Consider the following 17,617-nt stretch of genomic DNA (forward strand, 5'->3'; position numbering starts at 1 on the left):
CACAGATTCCGGTTTCCGAGTTGTTTACCGGATCGAGATGGAATCCCCTCCTGCCCGTCTTTTCGCCTGAAGCTGGCGCACCCCAACGGTGCCAGGTTTTTGGTGTCGCCCGACGACGAACGCCTGCCTCGGGCACCGCCGGCAACGGCTACCCCTTCTTCCTCCGGACCAATGACTCGTTACCTCTCCCTTCTGGCGCTGGCCATCCTGACCGCGACTGCGGCCCTGGCCCAGCCCGTCTACAACGGCCTCGACGACCCGTACTACAACGACGACGCCTACGACGAATCGCCGGGCGTCCGCATCGGCCTCGGCCTGGGCGCCTACGTCTATGACGGCCCCGACCTGCTGGTCGGCTCGTCCGCGTTCCAGAGCGACGTGATCTCGACCAACCTGGGCGTTACGGCCGAAGTGACGTTCCCGCTTGCGGGTCAGCTCTACGGCCGCCTCCAGGGCGGGTTGCTCAACATCGGCGCGGAAGACTCTCGCGCGGATGTGACCAACCCCGCGGGAACGCCCGACGCGCGCTACAACCCGTTCCTGACGAGCCAGACTTTCCTCGCGGAGGCAGACCTCCTCTACTACCTGACGCGCCCGCACACGGGGGCCCTCTCTCCCTACGTGTTCTCTGGCCTGAGCGGTCTCTTCGCCACGGGCGACGCCGCACCGGGCGTCGAGACGACGTCGCTGGCCATCCCGGTCGGCCTGGGCGTCGAGTACGGTGTGTCGCGCAACCTGTCGCTCTTCGCCGAGGGCAGCTACCGCTTCGGCATCACCGAGGTGGGCGGGCCGCTGGCGCAGGCCTTCGCCAGCGCGTCGATGTCGGACGACGTCTGCGACAAGAAGAGCTCCGCGTATGACGAGGAGGCCTGCCGCAACAAGGGTGGCACGCCCATCCCGACCTGCGACGAGGACCCCACCCAGGATCGCTGCCCCGTCACCCGGCCCGACGGCGACTCGAACTTCGACACGCGATTCAACTCGGGCCTGATCCTGGGCGGCCTTCGCCTCGGCTTCGGCGGCGGCCCCGCCCCGGTGGCTTACATCCCGCCACCGGTCGTCCCGGAGACGCCGTACACGCCGCCGCCGCCGCCGGTCGTCGAGACGCCGATGGTGTGTGACCTCGTCGAGCTCAACTCGATCTACTTCGATTACGGCACCGGCACGCTGGACCGCCGCGCGCGGACGCTGCTCGACGAGAACGTGGAGCTGCTGCTCTCGAACTCGGCCTGCTGCGTCTTCATCGACGGCTACACCGACACGCCGGAAGGCAACAGCTTCGGCATGGGCCTCGCAGGCCGCCGGGCACAGGCCGTCTACGACTACTACCTGAGCCAGGGTGTCGGCGCGAGCCGCCTCCAGATCCGCAACCGCGGCGTCGCCGCGCCGGACTGCGACAAGGAGGATCCGGGGCCGGGCTGCGAGCGCAACCGGCGCGTCGAGTCGCTCCCGGTCGACTGCGAGCGGTTCCGCTTCCTGCTGGAGAACCCCTCCTACGACCCCTACTAGGCTGGCGGGCGTTCGGGGCCGACCGGTCCCCGCGACCGATCGGTCTTCCGCCAGCGGCCCTGCTCCCTTCGGGGGGCAGGGCCGCCTTCGTTCGTGGCGGTATCCTCCCTCTCCCCCCGACACCATCCATGCGCCCTGTTCTCGCCGCGTGCCTGCTGCTCGTTCTCAGCGGCTGCTTCCAGTCCTCCTCCGTCCTGACGGTCCGCTCGGACGGGACCGCCACGTTGCGCGACGAGGTCACCCTCTCAGGGATGGCGCTGATGGCGATCGGCCAGTCCGACGATCCTGCGTTCAACGCCTCTGAGAGTGAAGCCCGCGCGGCTGCCATGGGGGGCGGCGCACGCCTCCGGTCCTTCGAAGCACGAGAGGACGGGTACACCGCGATCTACGACATCGACGACGTCGGGGGCCTCACGCTCGGACCGCCCGCCGGGTCCCCGGGCGAAGCCGAGGAGCTCTCTGTCTCGTTCGACTTCGATGCCGGCGACCCGGCAGTGCTGCGGATTCTGGTCCCCAAGCCCGCTCCATCGAAGTCCACCTCGTCTGCCGAGTCCGAGGAGAACGGCGAAGACGAGATGGGCGCCCAGATGCTCGGGATGATGCGAAGCATGATCGGTGACGCCCGCCTCACGATGGCCGTCGAGGTGGAGGGCGAGGTCATCGACTCGAATGCGGCCGCGCGCGATGGAGGCCACGTCACGATCCTGGATCTCCCGTTCATGGCCATCCTCGACGCGATGGAGGAGAACCCCGCGCTCGCCGAGAGTGCATCCAGCCCGGCGTCTCGGATGGCCGAGATGAATGCCATCGAGGGCGTCGTCATCTCCACGCCGGGCACGACCCGCATCCGCTTCCGCTAGCCCCTGGCCTTTCCCACCATGCGTCTCGCCCTCCTCTTCGTCACCACGCTCGTCCTGAGCGGCTGCTTCCAGGTGACCTCGCTGATCACCGTCCACGCCGACGGCTCGGCGACGCTCCGCGACCAGATCACGCTGTCCGGGTTCGGGCTGATGGCGCTCGCCGAGGCCGCCGAGGGTGGCGAGCCTCTTTTCGACGAGGCCACCATGGCCGCCCGGGCCGACAGCCTGGGCGAAGGCGTTCGCCTGCTGGCATTCGAGGAGCGCGAGGACGGCTACACGGCGGTCTATGCCATCGACGACATCCGAACGTTCCGCTATGGATCGCCGGGCGCCGGCGACTCCGACTCGCCATCCGGCAACGCCAACGGCATCCCACTGGCGTTCGACTTCGAAGCGGGCGACCCAGCGGTCCTACGCGTGCTCGTGCCCAAGCCGCCTCCCGCAAAGTCAGAGGGTGAGGCCGAGGAGACCGACGCCGAGGCGGAAGCGATGGCGCTCGGCATGATGCGGAGCTTCGTCGGCGACGCGCGCGTCACGGTGTCGGTCGAGGTCGAGGGTGACATCGTCGACACGAACGCCACCGTGGTGGACGGCGCCCGCGTGACGCTCTACGATGTCCCCTTTCTCGCGGTGATCGACGCGATGGCCGGGAGCGAGTCCGGCATGCCCAGCGACCCGTCCAACTTCCCGGCCCTGTTGGAGCAGATCGGCGAGGTCGACGGCGTCCAGGTGCCGGCGCCGGGAACGATCCGAGTCCGCTTCCGCTAGCGCCTAGTACTCGGTCGGCGAGGCGTCGCGGCGGCGCGTCTTGGTGACGGCCAGCAGGATGCCGAGGCCGAGCATGACGATGCCCCCGGCGCCGATCCAGGCCGCCGGGATGCCCGCCAGGTGGGCGACCATTGCGAGGCCCGCGGTGAGGACGAGGAAGCCGAGGAGGTAGACAGAGAGGGAAGACATGATGGTAGGGAGAGGGGCCGCCTCACACGGCGCGGACGCCGGGTGGCTCCCAGCCCCCTTTCAGCCGTCGCCGCTGTCACGGGATCGCGACCGATCCCGCCTCGGGACCTGCGTGGGGAGATCCCGGAGTCGGCGCGCGGAGCGACCTCCGTGCGGCCCAGGCCGTACACCCGAGACCGATTCCCACGCTTCGATGCTGTCTCAGAAAACCCGCTGGATCCTCCTCTCCGGCCTCGCCGCCACCGGCACGGCCTTCGTCACCCGCTCCCTGCTGCGTCGTGGCTGGCACGCCGCTGCGGGCGAGGACCCGCCGCTCAACCCGGCCTCCTCCGAGACGGCCTGGACCGAGGCCCTCGTGTGGACGGTCTCTGCGAGCGTCGTCGCGGGCCTGTCGCGACTGACGGCACGGCGCGCGGCGGCGTCTCTGATGGATGGCCCGGTGCCCGAGGACCGCTACGCGTGACCCTAGGCGGGCTCGCCGTAGACGAACCGTGGCGCCCCGGTCGGCACCGTCCGCACGCCCTCCGGCATCCCGACCTCGGGCAGCGGGTGGGCCGACTCGAAGCCCGGAGGCAGCGGGTTCGGCTCGGCCCAGAGCGTGCCGCGCGTCGTCTCCATCAGCACATGGTCGCCTGCGCGTCCGAGCACGTAGTCGCGCGTGAGGGGCACCTTGCCGTCGGGCGTGTCGAGGACGTAGGTCGGAACGGCGAACCCGGACGTGTGGCCGCGCAACCGGCGCATGATGTCCATGCCCGTCTCGATGGGCGTCCGCAGGTGGGCCGTCCCGCCGATGAGCTGCGCCTGGTAGATGTAGTAGGGCCGGACGCGGGCGGCGACGAGGCGCTCGCAGAGCGCCCGCATCGTGTCGGCGTCGTCGTTGATGCCCGCCAGCAGGACGGTCTGGTTGCCCACCGGCACGCCTGCGTCCGCCAGCCGCTCGCAGGCCGCGACGGCCTCGGGCGTCAGCTCGCGCGGGTGGTTGAAGTGGGTGTTGAGCCAGACCGGGTGGTGCCGCGCCAGCACCGCGCACAGGTCGTCGGTGATGCGCATCGGGTTGACGACCGGCAGCCGGCTCCCGAGGCGGACCACCTCGATGTGGGGGATGCTCCGAAGCTCGGACAGCAGCCAGTCCAGGTTGGCATCCGAGAACACCAGCGGGTCGCCGCCAGTCAGCAGGACGTCGCGGATGGCGGGCGTGGCGCGGAGGTAGGCCAGCCCCTCGCGCAGTTCGTCCTTCCGCATCATGAAGTCGGCGTCGCCGACCATGCGCTTGCGGAGGCAGTAGCGGCAGTACACCGCGCACTCGGACGTGACGCAGAAGGCCACCTTGTCCGGGTAGTTGTGGACGAGGTTCTTGACGGGGCTGTGCCCCACCTCGTCGAGCGGGTCCACGACGCCCACGATGTCCGGCGCGACCTCGCCCGCCTGCGGAACGACGTGCTGGCGGATCGGGCAGGCCGGGTCGACAGGGTCCATCAGGCTCGCGTAGTACGGCGTGATGGTCCAGCGGAACACGTCGGCCGTGGCCTCAATGGCGTGGCGCTCGTCGGCAGTCGGGCGGATGTAACGCTCCAGCGCCTCGGCGGTCGAGACGCGGTGACGCATCTGCCAGCGCCAGTCGTTCCACTCGGCGTCGGACGCGTTGTGCTGCGGAAGGGCGGTCATTCGAGAATCTCAGAGAGCACAGTGACGACATCCGCTCCGGCCCCGTCGCCCCGGTGCACGATCACCCCGTCCGGGTCGATCACGAACGAGGTCGGGTACCCCGTCACTCCGAACGCCTCCGTCACCGGTCGCCCGTCGCGGGTCGGCTCCACGATCTGCGGCCACGTCAGTCCGTGCGCCTCGGTGAACGCGCGGACATCGTCGGCTGCGTCGAGCGCCACGCCGACGATCTCGAACCGGTCGCGCGGGTGGCGGGCGTAGAGCGCGGCGAGCCGAGGCGCGTCGGCGACGCACGGGCTGCACCACGTCCCCCAGAACTCGACCAGCACGTGCCGGTCGCGGAGGTCGCCGAGGCGGAGGGTGTCGCGGACGAGCGTCACCGCCTCAATGTCCGGCGCGAGGTCGCCCACGGCGGGCGCGTCCTGAGCGTGGGCCGCAGAGGCGAACAGAAGCAGGAGCAGCCAGCGCGTCATTCGTCGTCGGGCTTGCGGACGTACGGATAGCGACGGTACTGCTCCAGCACCTGCGAGTCGGTGGTGTCCTCGAAGGTCTCTCCGCAGACGGCGCACGAGAACACGATCCGCTTGGGCGTGCTCGACATGCCATTGAAGAGGGCGAACCAGCCACCGCCGCCGTGCGTCAGGTCGGCACGCGTGGCGTGGTGGTAGCGGTCGTGTCCGCAGGAGCAGGTCGGGCGGGGGTCCATGCCGCAGCGTACCCCTCACCTCGCCCCGCGTTCGCGGACGGTGCGTGGATTCCGGGCTCACCCCAGCGCCCGCCTCAGCGCCGCGCCCAACACGTCCGCGAGGAAGGCGTCGTAGGGCTGGCCGTCCAGTTCGGCGAGGATGGCGAACGTGCCGTCGGGCGCGAACGTCGGGAGCGGGTTGATCTCGATGAACACCGGCACCCCGTCGGCGCCGACGCGGAAGTCGGAGCGCGAGAAGTCTCGGCACTCCAGCGCGCGGTGCGCGAGAAGGGCCGCCTCGGCGAGCGCGCGGTCGAGGTCGGTCGAGAGGTCCCCCTCCACGACGAAGTCCGGGTCGCCTGGCAGCGCGTGGACGCCGATCCCGGACACCGGCTCGATGGCGCGTTGCAGCGGCGGCAGCGCCCGCGCCCCGGCGCCCGTCCCCACCACCCCGACCGTGAACTCAGAGCCGTCCACGAACGCCTCTACGACCACGTCCTGCCTGTACAGCGCGTGCTGACGGGCGGCCTCCGCCCGGAGCGCCTTCGTCGTCTCGCAGCGACTGGACCGAGTGATCCCCTTGGCGGTCCCCTCGTAGCGCGGCTTCACCATCAGCGGGAACGGAAGCCCGGCGGCCACCTCGGCCGCGTCCTGCCCGAGGCCGACCACCACGCCCGTGGGCACGGCCCCGCCCGCTGCCGCGACGACGGTCTTGGTGAGGTGCTTGTCGAGCGAGACCGACAGCGCCAGCGCGTCGCTCCCGATGCACGGCACGCCCGCCAGCTCCAGAAGAACCGGCACGTGCGCCTCCCGGTTGCGGCTGCCGTAGCTCTCCGCGATCGTGAGGGCCGCGTCGAGGAGCAGCGCCCCCCCCCCTATCGCCGCGAGCAGCGCCTGCGCGTTGCCGATGCGAACGGGCATGTGGCCGAGCCGCTGGAGCGCCGCCTCCAGCGCGGCGACGGTCTCTTCGGGCTCATACTCGGCGTCCCAGTCGGGGGGCGCGCCGGGCGGGGCAGGCGCGTCGCCGAAGCGGTCGTAGCAGAGGCCCACCCGCAGCGAACGGCTCATGGGGTCCGCCGCGGTCGCCACTCCGAGAAGCCGTCGGGCAGGAGAACGCCTCCGCGCCGCTCGGCCGTCGCTCGCGCGACCACCCGGTGCGCCCGCCGCAGATTCTCCGGGGCGATACGGGCCGGGCGCGCGTCGACCAGTCCTTCGACCTCCTCGGCTGTGAGCCACTCCGCCAGCCCGATGTTCTGGGGCAGGATTGCCCGGGTCGGCTCTGGCTCATCGTCGACCTCCAGCGTCTCCGCCCAGAGTGCTTCCGTCGGAGCGGCAGCGGGCTCCTCCGAGGCATCGACCCGGAGCACGCGTCGGATCCGCCAGCGCGTCGCCCCCAGTCGGATCCACTCGGCGGCGCGGACGAGCACGGCTACCCCCACGGGCAGGCCCACGAGTGCCAGCGGGGCCAGCCACTCGGCGGCCGCCGAGGGCCTCGACAACAGGACGACCGCCGTCACCACCGCCGTCGGCAGGCAGAGCCAGGCCAGCGCGACGACCCAGGGGCGCGGCGGCGACCACGCGACCGTGACGGTGAGGATGGCCTCGTCGGGGCGCTCCTCGGCGTGCAGCAGCACGCGCCGCCGGGCAGTGAGGAGACTCCAGAGACGGCCCGACGCCGTGTCCTCGTGGAGACCGCGGGACCCGAAGACGCGCTCCGCCTCCGCCACCGCCGCCGTCCACCGGGCCGTGTCGACCCCGGACAGGCGGGCCGCCCACTGACCCACGCGCGGAGCCCGCCGCCCCCCGGGACGTACCGTCGGAATGGGAGGCTCGGGGACCTCACGCCAGCCAGCGCCTTCGGCGAGAGAGTCGGGAGTCGGGAACGGCACCGGCACGGGCGAGAACGGACGGAAAGGTAGTCCTGCTGTCGGTCCCGGTCATCCCCGGATGCGTTGGCGCGCAACGCCCGTCTCTTCTGTCGCGGGGAGGTCATCGTCTAGAGCGTCGAGGTCGAGGCGACCGCGCGGCGCGGCGGCCTCCCCGACCGGCTCCACGTCTCGGGCCTGGGATCCGTGGAGGAGCGGCGTGAGGTCGTCGGCCAGCGTGCCGAGGTCGGCGTGCTTGCGGGCGCGCCAGCGACGGTCTGCAGCGGCGACGAGCGGAGCCGCGACGGCCCAGGCGACCAGAAACGTCACCACCCCGATCACGGCGCCCATCGACCCGGCGCCCGACGCCTCCCCCCCGATGCCCCCGGCCACCATGGCTAGAAGCAGCGCGATCGCAGCCCCGTAGAACAGGCCCTCGACGGTCGGGCTGGAGAGGCCCACGAGTTGGGTGATGCGGAGCCGCGTCCGGTCGCCCCGCGGGCTCACCACGACGCGCGTTCGCACGCCCAGCGAGTTGGTGTGCGACCACTCGAACGACCGGCCGACCTGCTGGACCGACTCGCCGGCGGTTTCCCCGAAGGGGGCGCCCATCGGGGCGCCGAAGGTCATGCGGAGATGCGAGACGGCATCTTCCCAGCCGTCGAGCGCGAAGGGTGTGTCGAGCCATCGCTCGACGTAGACCTCGGTGCGCGTCTGGCCGGACTGCCGAGCGAGCGTCCGCCCGAGGTCGTCCACCTCGGCGGCGGCGGCGCGGAGGTGGGCCGGGTCGATGCCCGCCTCGCGCCCGATGCGCTCGATCTCGTCGAGCGTCAGCCCCGCCTCGCCGACCCCCGCCTCGACGGCGCGCTGCCGCTCGACGGCGCGCTCGATGATGGAGGCGACTTCTGCTTCGGAGTACGTGCGCATCGGCTAGGAGCGGGTGCGAGAGCGGGAGGAGACCGGATCGGACGACTCGTCCAGGTCGGGGAGCGCGTCGAGATCCAGGCGTGGCGAGGCCTCCCGCTGGTGCGCGTCCGGAAGGGGCGTCTCTACCGCCTCGGCGGCGCGACGGGCGACATCGGCGAACTGCTCCTCCCGGAGGGTCGCCCACCGCCGCTGCTCGGCGCCCAGGCCGAGGGCCCCCAGCAGCATCCCCAGGCCCAGCAGCAGCACGCTCCACATGTCGCCGCCGTCTGCCAGCAGGTCGATGGAACCGACGATCGCGGAGAGGAGCGCAAACACGCCGACGACGCCCGCGCCGATCGACATCTGGGCGCGCTCCTGACGCCGCGTTTGGAGGGACAGACGGCTCGCATCGGCTCCCTCGGCCTCGAGCGTCACGCGGAGGTTGCCGTTGCGCCATTCTCGGGCGCGCCCGGTGTCGGAGACCTTGCCGCGGGCGGAGAACGTCCGGCGCGCGTCCGCGACGACGTGGTCCCAAAGCACCTCCGCGGGAGGGCCGGGCAGGACCTCCGTCCGAAACACACCACTCGGCAACGGCCCGAGTCCCGTCCGCCCCGTCTCGGGCTCGCCCGTGGCGACGGCGCGGGCGGCGGCCTCGACGTGCTCGGGGTCCAGCCCCGCCTCGCGGCCGATGGCGCGGAGTTCGTCGAGCGAGAGCCCCTCGCCCTTGGACCGGACCGCGTGCTGCCGCTCGGCGGCGCGCGCGAACACCTCACGGGCTTCGTCTTCGGTGAACTGGTGGTCCATCTAGGTGCGGGTCCGGGAACGAGGCTGCGGGGCCACCTCCCCCAGCTCAGGCGCGACGTCGAGGTGGAGGGGATCGAGGCGCGCTCCGGGCGCCTCGTCAGGGAGGGACGGTGCTGCAGACGCGGCGATCCGTTCGATCCGATCAGCGAGAGCGTCCATCTCCAGGGGACGGGTCATGGCGCGGCGGCGCGCGCTGACGCGCGTGACGAGGAGGACCGCGACCGTCATCACGGCCATTGCCAGCGCGAACCAGAGCAGTCCCGTCTTGCCCGTCGCAGCTCCCCCCACACCCATCAGCGCCCCGAGCGAGACCATCATGCCGGACAACCCATAGGCGGCGCCCTTCTCTGAGGCCACCCCGGACTCGACGGTTAGCTCCGTCCCTTCAGGCGTCGTCTCGATGCGGACGCGCTCGCCCTGGAGGCTGCCCTCGTAGGCCGTCCACGAGCGGCGGTCGCCGATGTGCTCCACGGCACCCGGCGTCTGGTGGCGCTCCCGGAGGACATCCAGGACACGTCCCCACGCCGCATCGTCCACCGGACCGACCAGACGGCGGACGCGCTGCGTGCGCAGCGGCACGCCTGCCCACATCGGCGGCTGATAGGGAGTCGCATCCTCGGCCGCCGCCGCCGCCACGTGCGCCGGGTCGATGCCCGCCTCCCGCCCGATGGCCTGCAGGTCCTCCAGCGTGAGCCCCTCGCCCAGCGCCGGCCTGCGGTGCTGACGCTCGGCGGCGCGGGCGAAGATGCGCTTGGCCTCCTCCTCGGAGAAGTGGCGCGCCATCAGGACCGGGTGCGGGGCCGGTGTGCCGATGCCCTCTCCGCCTCGTCCTCCTCGATGTCGAGGTGGACCGGGTCGATGCGCGGGGCGGTAGTCTCGCGCGTCGCGCGCACGAACGGGCCCGGCGTTGCGTCGCGCGCGATCAGGTCCAGACGGTCCAGCAGCGACTCGAACCGTCGCGCCTCGCGCCGCCGCCACACGCGCGTCCCGATCTGAGCGCCAGCCCCGAACATCACCCCCATTCCCGCCATGATGACGGCCGGGACCCACAGCTCGGGGTCGGCGCCCGCCAGCCAGAGGGTGAGGAAGAGAAGCGCCATGGCGCCCTGGACCGCAGCGGCGATGGTGAACCCGAAGACCGTGTCACGGATCGAGCGCGAGAGCGTGACGCGCGACCCGTCGCCCGCGGGCTCCAGCGTCAGGCGCGTCGTGATGCCGTTCTTGGTGCCGCCGCTGATGACGGTCCACTCGCGGAGGCGCCCGATCTGGCCCGCCATGCCCGGCTGGCCGAACTCGCGGCGCGCGGCCGTGACCATCGACGCCCACGCGTCGTCGTCGACGGGGCCGTCGAACACGCGCGAGCGGACCACCTCGATGGGCGTGCCGAGGAGCGTCTTCTCGGCCTGCGGCGCCGAGTCCAGTTCCGCTGCGGCGATGGCGACGAGGCCGGGGTCCAGGCCTGCCGCCTGCGCGGCCTCCTCCAGTTCGGAGAGCGAGAGCCCATCGGCTCCGGAGGTCATCCGCTGGCGGTCGGCGACGAGGGCGAAGATGCGCTGGGCCTCCTCTTCGGAATAGCGACGGGGCATGGTCAGGCGCGGATGCGCGAGCGAGAGGGGACGGTGCCCCGGTCCTCGACCTCGGCGTCGAGGTGGGCGGGGTCGATGCGGCCCTCTGTGGCGGTCGGAAGCGAGACGTCGTCCAGGCGAGAGATCAGGTCGATGCGGTCGAGGAGGCCTTCCAGTCGGTCGGGGGTCCGCGCAGCGGCGAGCTTCGCGGACAGGAACGCGCCCGCGTAGCAGACGATGCCGACCAGCATCATGAGAACCGCCACCATCAGCGAGGTCGTTTTCTCAGGTACCACCGCTGCCAGCCCTGCACCTGTCAGCGCGCCCATGCCCGCAAACGTCCCGCCCAGCGCTAGGCCGAGGAGGCGGTTCACGTCGGGCGCCTCGATGGTCACGAGGTCGCCTTCGGGACGATCCTCGACCCGCACGCGGAGGGACGACGACGAACTGGACGAGGAGCCGGAGTGCCCGGTCCACTCGCGGCGTCTCCCGATCTGCTCCGCCGTCCCCGGCGTCTTGCACTCGGCCCGGAGCAGGTCCACGACGCGCTCCCACTCGGCGTCCGAGAGGCGAGCCGGGAGCAGACGGGAGCGGCGGATCCCGACGGGGACGCCGTGCCACGTCGCCTGAGCCTGCTGCGCCGCCCGCTCCGACGCGGCCTCGGCGGCGACGAGCGCAGGGTCGAGCCCGGCCTCCTTCCCGATGGCAGTCAGCTCGGCGACCGTCAGGCCGTCGGTGGCGGACGCGGCGTGCTGGCGGCGCGCGGCGCGGGCGAAGATGCGGCGGGCCTCGTCGGCGGAAAAGCGGTCGGACATGGGCGGAGGGGACGCCCTGAACCTACGGACCCGGCACGGCCGGAGGTGCATCCGAGGTGGTGCGGGAGGGCGGTTTCGCCGCCCGCCCGATCCGGATCGCATGCCCCAGAGTCGGTACCTCGTGGCGGACCTCCGACAGCCCCCATGACGCCATCCGTCCCTTCAGATGTCGCTACGCCGAGCCAGATCACGAGGCCCACGGGTCACCCCCCGGCTCCAGCCGACCAGCGCCGCCAGCCCGACGATGAGCGAAACGACCGCCCCCGAGATCCACCGCAGGTGGTCCCCAGAGCGACGAGCGACTGCCTCACCGCACGTACGACGCCGCGTTCACGTCCACCGTCGTGCCCGTCGCGTGGTCGGCGAGGCCGGAGGCCAGGAAGACGACCGTCGGGGCGACGTCGTCTGGCTCGGTGAGGCGGTCGAGGGCCGCGCCTCGCAGCGCCGCTGCCTCGCCGTGCTGGGCGATGTAGGGCGTCGCCATGTCCGTGCGCGTGAAGCCCGGTGCGACTCCGAACGCTACCAGCCCTCCCCCCGCCCGCGCCAACGTCTTCGTCAGCGCCACGACCCCGCCCTTGGAGGCTGCGTAGGCGAGGTACTCGGGGTCGTCGCCACGGAAGGCAGCCCGGCTGGAGACGGTCACGAGGCGGACCGAGACGCCGCTCTCCCCCGCCGCTCTCCGCTCGGTCGCGTGCCGAGACGCCGCGCGCCCGAGTTCGGCTACCGAGCGCAGGTTGACGGCCATTGTCCGATCCCAGGCGGCGAGCCAGTCGTCGAGGGGCGCGTCCAGCGGGGCCTCCTCGAACGTCCCGGCGTTGGCGATCACCACGTCCACGCGCCCGTAGACCGCCTTTACCGCCTCGAACAGTGCGTCGGCAGCGCCGGGCGCGGCGAGGTCGGCGCCGAAGGCACGGCTGCCGTTCCGTAGGTCCGCGGCCAGCGTCCCCGCAGCCTCCGCGTTGCGTCCGTAGTGGACGCCGACGGTCGCCCCGGCGGTGCCGAGCCGAACAGCGATGGCCCGCCCGATCCCCCGGCTCGCTCCCGTCACGAGCGCGACCCGGCCTTCCAGATCGAGGGTCACGACCGCGTCCGCACGAGACGCACCACGAGACCGTCGACGGTGGCCATCTCCAGACGGCCGTCCTCCAGAATCTGGTAGCGGACCGGCTCGTCGCCTTCGACCATGATGCGCCCATCCTCCGTGTCATACGGGAACGTGCGCTCCATGCTCATCGGGTCGAGGTCCTGCACCATTTCCATCTCGACGGTCGCCGTCCCTTCCGCGCTGAAGGCACACGTCATGGCCTCGACCGCGACGCCCAGATCCCCGAGGCGGCCGGCCTCGGCGACCTCCTCCAGCGTCCACTCGCCGACGAGGTCGGCATCGAGCGTGTCGGGCACGGTCACGTCTGTCACCGGCGGCGCGACGGGCTCCGGGAGCGGCGCGGGCTCGGCGTCGGACTGGGCGAAGACCGGACCGGCCAGCACGGCGACGGCGGTGAGGGCGAAGAGGCGCATGGGGAGAGAGGGAGTGTGGAGATCGAACGGACAGCGTCGTGGGCTTCGTACCGGACTCACGGGATCCGCGAGAGGACGCTCTCCTCGCCATCGGCCTCGACCACCAGCTGGCGCTGGCCGGAGGCATCCCGGCGGAAGGTGTAGCGCGCCGGGTCGTCCCCGAGAAGCACGTAGGGCCCGGCGACGACGTAGGTGCCCTCGTCCCGGTCGTCACCCTCGCGGACCTCGGCGCGACCGTCGGCGCCGAACCGAACACCGAACGGACGTCCGAAACGGGTCCCGCTCCACCCGCCGACCAGGTCGGGGTCGAGCGCGCCCTCGGGGTCGGCGGCCCGGAGATTCAGAACGATGCCGGTCTCGAGGTCGAGGACGCGCAGCAACGTCGCATCGCGCGTCACGTCGAGCACCGTCACCTCGGCGCCGTCGCGGACCACCAGTTGGCCCGCGGACGCCTGGACCCGCGCGTCCTCGAACCGGCCCGACAGTTCGCCGTCGTCGGGGTCGAGGAAGACGTACACCGCGTCGAGGCGGTCGGGCGTGAAGGTGAGGCGAGCGAAGACGAGCAGGTCGTCGTACGGCACGTTCTCGGCATCGACCAACTCCCACGTGCCGACCACGTCGGGCGCATCCTGCGCCGCGGCAGCGGGCGCGAGGAGAAAAACGCCGAACAGGATGAGCCGAGAGACCACAGGCGAACCAGAGGGGAGGACTTTCACGCCCTGTAGGTCCGCCGGGTTCGCCTGATTCGGGACCGTCCTACGTGGCCCGAGGCGGTCCGGCAGGCTTCGCTCCCAGAGGCTTCGCCGCATTCGCCGCGGGCGCGGCCTGGGGGCGCCGCCAGACGGGCACCGACGAACATGGCTCGCCATACATGATCTTGCCCGCCACCCGCTGGAGTCGGCGCGTCGCCTGCACGAACGCGTCCAGCGGGACGAGGTCGTTGCCACATCCCTTCAGCACGACCGGCGCGTCGCGGTACCGCTCCCAGTCCACCTCGGCGAGCGCGGCCACGAGGCGGGCCTGGCGGATCTCCGCGGGCGTCCCCGCCGTCACCGACGCCGCGATGCCGTCCAGGCGGGCGGCGACCAGCATGTACGCCCACGTCGGGACCAGCGCGTCGGCCGAGCAGAAGACGGCCACGTCGGCGCCGTCGTACGCGGACCAGTCGGTCGCCTTGAGGCCCTGCCGAAACTCCCGCTCCCGGAGCACGAGCCCGCGGTACAGGTGCGGCGCGAGGTCGAAGGCGACCGGCTCCGGCGGGGCCAGCGCGGCGAGGTCGAGCGTCTCGATGGCGCTCTCGGCGACGCGATTCACGATCAGGCCGTCGTCGCTGAGGGGTGCGATCTCCATGGGGGGTTCAGGGCTGGACGTCGGGAGCGAGGTGGACTCTGCACAGGCCCTCGACCTTACGCCGCGGCCCGGCGTCGGACGAGGTGGACCGCCTCGACGACGTTTTCGACCGCGGCGTCGACCTCCGCCTCGGTGGTGGGGCGGCCGAGGCTGAAGCGGACCGTCGCGCGGGCCTGCTCCGGTGTCAGGCCCATGGCCGTCAGGACGTGGCTCGGCGCGTCCCGGCGCGAGTGGCAGGCAGAGCCAGCCGACGCGGCGACGTCGTACAGGACGGGCAGCAGTTGCGCCGCCTGCGCCCCCTCGAACCGGAGGCTGGACGTGTTGGGCAGGCGCGGTGCACCGGCGCCGTTGACCGAGGTGCCCGGCACGGCCTCGCAGACGGCTGCTTCGAACCGATCTCGAAGCGCCTCCATTCGCTCGGCGTCGTCCGCCTGACGGCGGCGCGCGATGTACGAAGCCATCCCGAGGCCGACGATGCCCGGCACGTTGAGCGTCCCTCCCCGAAGACCCTGCTCCTGCCCGCCGCCGGTGACCTGAGGCGCCAGCTTCACGCGCGGCCCCCGCTGACGGACGTACAGCGCGCCCACACCCTTCGGCCCGTACAGCTTGTGTCCCGAGAATGCCAGCAGGTCCACACCGTCGTGGTTGACCGAGATGGGCACCTTGCCGACGGCCTGTGTGGCGTCGGTCATCATGAGCGCGCCCGCACGGTGGGCCAGCTCGGCGATCTCCGGGATCGGCTGGAGCACGCCCGTCTCGTTGTTGGCCCACATCACGCTCACCAGGAACGTCTCCTCGTTCAGAGCCGCCTCCAGTTCATCGAGGTCGACCAGGCCGTTCGGGCCGACGGACAGGTAGGTCGTCTCGTATCCCTCCCGCTCCATCGCCTCGCACGTCGCGAGCACGGCGCGGTGCTCCGTGCAGACGGTCACGATCCGGTGCCGACGTCCACCGTAGACCTCGCCCGCCCCCCGGATGGCCAGCGACACCGACTCGGTGGCGCCGCTCGTGAACACCATCGTCCGCGGCGTCGCCCCGATCAGGCGGGCGGTTCGCTCGCGGGCCTGCTTGACGGCCTCGTCGGCGGTCCACCCGAAACTGTGCTCGCTGGAAGCGTTTCCGAAGTGATCCCTGAAGAAGGGCAGCATCGCGTCCAGCGCCTGGGGGTCCACGGGCGTCGTCGCGTTGTAGTCGAGGTAGATCGGCGTCGGCATGCGGTCGGGTTCGAAAGCGGGCGCGGCCCCAGAAACACGGGGTCGTCGGCCAGCGGTTTGTCGGTCTACCGATGTATACGGCTCCCGCCACGGGCTTGTTGTGGATCTTCGCCGGAGAGGGGGCGGAGGGTCATGTGGGCTCGGGCACCAGGCTCCATCTCGTGCCGTTGAAAAGGCCCGTTCTCCTGGCTTCCATGCGTCGCGTCGTTCTGTCCCTCCCATCGATCGCCGCCGTCTTGGCGCTGGCTGCCGCGACGGGATGCGACGATGCCCCCCTCGTGTCCGAGTGCGTCCCCGGCGTCGACCCGACCTGTGAGACGCCGACGCCGGGGGACCAGATCGTGGCGGGCGTCAACCTGACGGCGCTGTTCGCCTCCCCCACCACCGAAGAGGTGGCCGCCGCACGGCAGGCCCCAGCCCCCACCACCGCGACCGCGACGCTCACGCAGCTCGTCGCCTTCGACACCTACCGGCGCTTCACCCTGGCGTTCGACCAGGGGGGCGAGCGCCTCTTCACCGCCTTCGTGCGCGTGCCGGGCGGCGCCGACCAGACGACCCGCCTCCGCACCCTCGTCATCCTGACCGACGGCACCGACGGCGCGGCCGAGGCGGACCTCCTCACGGATGCGTCGTTCGGTTCTCTGGTCACGGATGCGGTTCAGATCGTGGTCGCCTACCGCGGCGAGGCCCTCGGCCTCTTCGGCCCGCCCCCCATCGACTCGGACGTAGCGCCGGCCCCGTACCGCGCCGACGTGGCCGACCTGGGGGCGCTGCTCGCCGCCCTCCCGACGGTCCCCCGGGCGGACGCCGGGCGGGTCGGTGTCGTGGGGATCGGTCGGGGGGGAACGGTCGCCCTGCTGGCGGCGCTCTATGGGGCGCCCGTCGAGTCCGTCGTCACGCTCGGTGCACCGACCGACCTCTTCGCGGCGTCGTTCCGCGCGGATGTCCGGACCGAGCTTCTGGGACAAACGCCGACGGACCCGTTTCCTGCATTCCAGTCCCTCGTGGCGCCCGTCCTCCAGCTACGCGACGGGGTCACCCCACGCGACGTGACTCGCCAGTCCCTTCTGGAGGTCTCCCCTGCACGCCTTGCCGCCGGGCGGCCTCTCCCAGCCATCTTCGCGCTCCACGCCGTCGGCGATCGTGTCGTCGGCGACGACCAGCTCGCGAGCCTGGGCGCCGTGCTCACCTCGTCCTCAGATACGCCTCGCGGTACGCTCCTCGTGGAGGACACGTCGCACGACGGCCTACTCGACGTGCCCACCGTCCAGAGCCAGATCGCGGCGTTCTTCGGCCAGACGCTGTGACCCCGTCGATCCACCTCCGCGAAGCGATCACCGAGGCCGACTGGGCGGCGGTGCAGGCGGTCCGCACGCGGGTCTTCATCGAGGAGCAGGGTTGCGCCCCGGAGGAAGAGTGGGACGCCGCCGACGCCGCAGAGGCACGCGGGCGGACGGTCCACCACCTGCTCGCCACCGAGGCCGGCGTGCCGGTCGGAGTTGCCCGCTGGCGGCTCGTCGGCGACACGGTGAAGCTGGAGCGGTTCGCGGTCGTCCCGGAGGCCCGTGGACGGGGGCTCGCGCGCGCCCTCGTGACTCATGCCCTGGACGCCGCACGCGCCGCCGGGCACCGTCGGTTTGTGCTCCACGCGCAGACCTACGTGACCGGCCTCTACGCGTCGTTCGGATTCCAGCCCGTCGGCGGCGTCTTCGACGAGGCGGGCATCGAGCACGTGAAGATGGCGTTGGAGACTGGCTAGGGGCGGATTCGCTGGCTACCTTTTTCGTCCTGCCCGGCCGGACGCCGGGCGCCTCACGATGCCGCGTTCGTCTAGAGGCCTAGGACGCTGCCCTCTCACGGCGGTAACACGGGTTCGAATCCCGTACGCGGTACTGAAGCCGCCG

General features: G+C 71.8%; 22 protein-coding genes and 1 tRNA gene. 7 read left to right on the forward strand and 16 right to left on the reverse strand.

Features of this window, described 5'->3' with window-relative positions:
- Nucleotides 1-171 precede the first annotated feature (171 nt).
- From B1759_RS03985 to B1759_RS03995, 3 genes are all read left to right on the forward strand, one after another.
- Nucleotides 172-1,509 (forward strand): OmpA family protein, encoded by a 1,338-nt coding sequence (locus tag B1759_RS03985; protein ID WP_095513738.1) that lies wholly within the window; start codon nt 172-174, stop codon nt 1,507-1,509.
- Nucleotides 1,510-1,637: 128 nt separating this feature from the next.
- Nucleotides 1,638-2,369: a hypothetical protein gene (locus B1759_RS03990; protein WP_095513739.1), complete on the forward strand. Its 732-nt coding sequence runs from the start codon at nt 1,638-1,640 to the stop codon at nt 2,367-2,369.
- Between the two features lie 18 nt (nt 2,370-2,387).
- A complete protein-coding gene (locus B1759_RS03995; RefSeq protein ID WP_095513740.1) occupies nt 2,388-3,137 on the forward strand; it encodes a hypothetical protein in 750 nt (249 codons plus the stop codon).
- Between the two features lie 3 nt (nt 3,138-3,140).
- Here B1759_RS03995 and B1759_RS04000 read toward each other — a convergent pair whose 3' ends face one another.
- Nucleotides 3,141-3,326 carry a hypothetical protein gene (locus B1759_RS04000; protein WP_095513741.1) on the reverse strand — a complete coding sequence of 62 codons (186 nt, stop codon included), beginning with the start codon at nt 3,324-3,326 and terminating at the stop codon, nt 3,141-3,143.
- A gap of 193 nt (nt 3,327-3,519) precedes the next feature.
- On the opposite strand from B1759_RS04000, the gene B1759_RS19605 reads away from it, so the two are divergent.
- Nucleotides 3,520-3,789 (forward strand): DUF4235 domain-containing protein, encoded by a 270-nt coding sequence (locus B1759_RS19605; protein ID WP_158225117.1) that lies wholly within the window; start codon nt 3,520-3,522, stop codon nt 3,787-3,789.
- A 2-nt stretch (nt 3,790-3,791) separates the two neighbouring features.
- On the opposite strand, the gene B1759_RS04010 is transcribed toward B1759_RS19605, so the two are convergent.
- The 15 genes from B1759_RS04010 to B1759_RS04080 form a co-directional block, all read right to left on the reverse strand.
- A complete protein-coding gene (locus B1759_RS04010; protein WP_095513743.1) occupies nt 3,792-4,991 on the reverse strand; it encodes a KamA family radical SAM protein in 1,200 nt (399 codons plus the stop codon).
- Complete coding sequence (locus B1759_RS04015; protein WP_095513744.1) at nt 4,988-5,464, reverse strand: peroxiredoxin; 477 nt, start codon at nt 5,462-5,464, stop codon at nt 4,988-4,990. Before B1759_RS04015 ends, B1759_RS04010 begins: the two co-directional genes overlap by 4 nt.
- On the reverse strand, nt 5,461-5,697 hold the full coding sequence (locus B1759_RS04020) for a hypothetical protein (protein ID WP_095513745.1): 237 nt from the start codon (nt 5,695-5,697) through the stop codon (nt 5,461-5,463). The genes B1759_RS04015 and B1759_RS04020 overlap by 4 nt, the downstream gene beginning before the upstream one ends.
- 57 nt (nt 5,698-5,754) lie before the next feature.
- Entirely contained in the window at nt 5,755-6,744 is a 990-nt protein-coding gene (locus tag B1759_RS04025; RefSeq protein ID WP_095515050.1) for a hypothetical protein, read from the reverse strand.
- Nucleotides 6,741-7,460: a hypothetical protein gene (locus B1759_RS04030; protein ID WP_095513746.1), complete on the reverse strand. Its 720-nt coding sequence runs from the start codon at nt 7,458-7,460 to the stop codon at nt 6,741-6,743. The genes B1759_RS04025 and B1759_RS04030 overlap by 4 nt, the downstream gene beginning before the upstream one ends.
- 153 nt (nt 7,461-7,613) lie before the next feature.
- Nucleotides 7,614-8,468 (reverse strand): hypothetical protein, encoded by an 855-nt coding sequence (locus tag B1759_RS04035; protein WP_095513747.1) that lies wholly within the window; start codon nt 8,466-8,468, stop codon nt 7,614-7,616.
- 3 nt (nt 8,469-8,471) lie between these two features.
- Nucleotides 8,472-9,251, reverse strand: coding sequence for a hypothetical protein (locus tag B1759_RS04040; protein ID WP_095513748.1), 780 nt, complete (start codon nt 9,249-9,251; stop codon nt 8,472-8,474).
- Entirely contained in the window at nt 9,252-10,034 is a 783-nt protein-coding gene (locus B1759_RS04045) for a hypothetical protein (RefSeq protein ID WP_095513749.1), read from the reverse strand.
- Complete coding sequence (locus tag B1759_RS04050) at nt 10,034-10,837, reverse strand: hypothetical protein (RefSeq protein WP_095513750.1); 804 nt, start codon at nt 10,835-10,837, stop codon at nt 10,034-10,036. Before B1759_RS04050 ends, B1759_RS04045 begins: the two co-directional genes overlap by 1 nt.
- Before the next feature lie 2 nt (nt 10,838-10,839).
- Complete coding sequence (locus B1759_RS04055; protein ID WP_095513751.1) at nt 10,840-11,631, reverse strand: hypothetical protein; 792 nt, start codon at nt 11,629-11,631, stop codon at nt 10,840-10,842.
- A gap of 307 nt (nt 11,632-11,938) precedes the next feature.
- Nucleotides 11,939-12,712: an SDR family NAD(P)-dependent oxidoreductase gene (locus tag B1759_RS04060; protein WP_095513752.1), complete on the reverse strand. Its 774-nt coding sequence runs from the start codon at nt 12,710-12,712 to the stop codon at nt 11,939-11,941.
- The gene (locus B1759_RS04065; protein WP_095513753.1) at nt 12,709-13,149 is read right to left on the reverse strand and encodes a hypothetical protein; all 441 of its coding nucleotides are present in this window, start codon (nt 13,147-13,149) and stop codon (nt 12,709-12,711) included. Before B1759_RS04065 ends, B1759_RS04060 begins: the two co-directional genes overlap by 4 nt.
- Before the next feature lie 56 nt (nt 13,150-13,205).
- Nucleotides 13,206-13,865, reverse strand: coding sequence for a hypothetical protein (locus B1759_RS04070; protein ID WP_143537255.1), 660 nt, complete (start codon nt 13,863-13,865; stop codon nt 13,206-13,208).
- Nucleotides 13,866-13,905: 40 nt separating this feature from the next.
- On the reverse strand, nt 13,906-14,499 hold the full coding sequence (locus tag B1759_RS04075; RefSeq protein ID WP_095513755.1) for a DUF2480 family protein: 594 nt from the start codon (nt 14,497-14,499) through the stop codon (nt 13,906-13,908).
- 56 nt (nt 14,500-14,555) lie between these two features.
- Complete coding sequence (locus B1759_RS04080) at nt 14,556-15,713, reverse strand: cysteine desulfurase family protein (protein ID WP_095513756.1); 1,158 nt, start codon at nt 15,711-15,713, stop codon at nt 14,556-14,558.
- 194 nt (nt 15,714-15,907) lie between these two features.
- On the opposite strand from B1759_RS04080, the gene B1759_RS04085 reads away from it, so the two are divergent.
- From B1759_RS04085 to B1759_RS04095, 3 genes are all read left to right on the forward strand, one after another.
- The gene (locus tag B1759_RS04085; protein WP_095513757.1) at nt 15,908-17,020 is read left to right on the forward strand and encodes a hypothetical protein; all 1,113 of its coding nucleotides are present in this window, start codon (nt 15,908-15,910) and stop codon (nt 17,018-17,020) included.
- A complete protein-coding gene (locus tag B1759_RS04090) occupies nt 17,017-17,472 on the forward strand; it encodes a GNAT family N-acetyltransferase (protein ID WP_095513758.1) in 456 nt (151 codons plus the stop codon). The genes B1759_RS04085 and B1759_RS04090 overlap by 4 nt, the downstream gene beginning before the upstream one ends.
- Nucleotides 17,473-17,532: 60 nt before the next feature.
- Nucleotides 17,533-17,605: transfer RNA gene (locus B1759_RS04095), tRNA-Glu, on the forward strand.
- Nucleotides 17,606-17,617 lie beyond the last annotated feature (12 nt).

This window comes from Rubrivirga sp. SAORIC476 (assembly GCF_002283555.1).
GTDB lineage: Bacteria > Bacteroidota > Rhodothermia > Rhodothermales > Rubricoccaceae > Rubrivirga.

Bases quoted from the DNA above. Each gene is read 5' to 3' on its own strand.
- B1759_RS19605 (WP_158225117.1), top strand. From the start codon at position 3,520: ATGCTGTCTCAGAAAACCCGCTGGATCCTCCTCTCCGGCCTCGCCGCC.
- B1759_RS04085 (WP_095513757.1), top strand. From the start codon at position 15,908: ATGCGTCGCGTCGTTCTGTCCCTCCCATCGATCGCCGCCGTCTTGGCG.
- B1759_RS04080 (WP_095513756.1), bottom strand. From the start codon at position 15,713: ATGCCGACGCCGATCTACCTCGACTACAACGCGACGACGCCCGTGGAC.
- B1759_RS04000 (WP_095513741.1), bottom strand. From the start codon at position 3,326: ATGTCTTCCCTCTCTGTCTACCTCCTCGGCTTCCTCGTCCTCACCGCG.
- B1759_RS04010 (WP_095513743.1), bottom strand. From the start codon at position 4,991: ATGACCGCCCTTCCGCAGCACAACGCGTCCGACGCCGAGTGGAACGAC.
- B1759_RS03985 (WP_095513738.1), top strand. From the start codon at position 172: ATGACTCGTTACCTCTCCCTTCTGGCGCTGGCCATCCTGACCGCGACT.
- B1759_RS04045 (WP_095513749.1), bottom strand. From the start codon at position 10,034: ATGGCGCGCCACTTCTCCGAGGAGGAGGCCAAGCGCATCTTCGCCCGC.
- B1759_RS04055 (WP_095513751.1), bottom strand. From the start codon at position 11,631: ATGTCCGACCGCTTTTCCGCCGACGAGGCCCGCCGCATCTTCGCCCGC.
- B1759_RS03995 (WP_095513740.1), top strand. From the start codon at position 2,388: ATGCGTCTCGCCCTCCTCTTCGTCACCACGCTCGTCCTGAGCGGCTGC.
- B1759_RS04025 (WP_095515050.1), bottom strand. From the start codon at position 6,744: ATGAGCCGTTCGCTGCGGGTGGGCCTCTGCTACGACCGCTTCGGCGAC.
- B1759_RS04020 (WP_095513745.1), bottom strand. From the start codon at position 5,697: ATGGACCCCCGCCCGACCTGCTCCTGCGGACACGACCGCTACCACCAC.
- B1759_RS04015 (WP_095513744.1), bottom strand. From the start codon at position 5,464: ATGACGCGCTGGCTGCTCCTGCTTCTGTTCGCCTCTGCGGCCCACGCT.
- B1759_RS04075 (WP_095513755.1), bottom strand. From the start codon at position 14,499: ATGGAGATCGCACCCCTCAGCGACGACGGCCTGATCGTGAATCGCGTC.
- B1759_RS04065 (WP_095513753.1), bottom strand. From the start codon at position 13,149: ATGCGCCTCTTCGCCCTCACCGCCGTCGCCGTGCTGGCCGGTCCGGTC.
- B1759_RS04035 (WP_095513747.1), bottom strand. From the start codon at position 8,468: ATGCGCACGTACTCCGAAGCAGAAGTCGCCTCCATCATCGAGCGCGCC.
- B1759_RS03990 (WP_095513739.1), top strand. From the start codon at position 1,638: ATGCGCCCTGTTCTCGCCGCGTGCCTGCTGCTCGTTCTCAGCGGCTGC.
- B1759_RS04050 (WP_095513750.1), bottom strand. From the start codon at position 10,837: ATGCCCCGTCGCTATTCCGAAGAGGAGGCCCAGCGCATCTTCGCCCTC.
- B1759_RS04040 (WP_095513748.1), bottom strand. From the start codon at position 9,251: ATGGACCACCAGTTCACCGAAGACGAAGCCCGTGAGGTGTTCGCGCGC.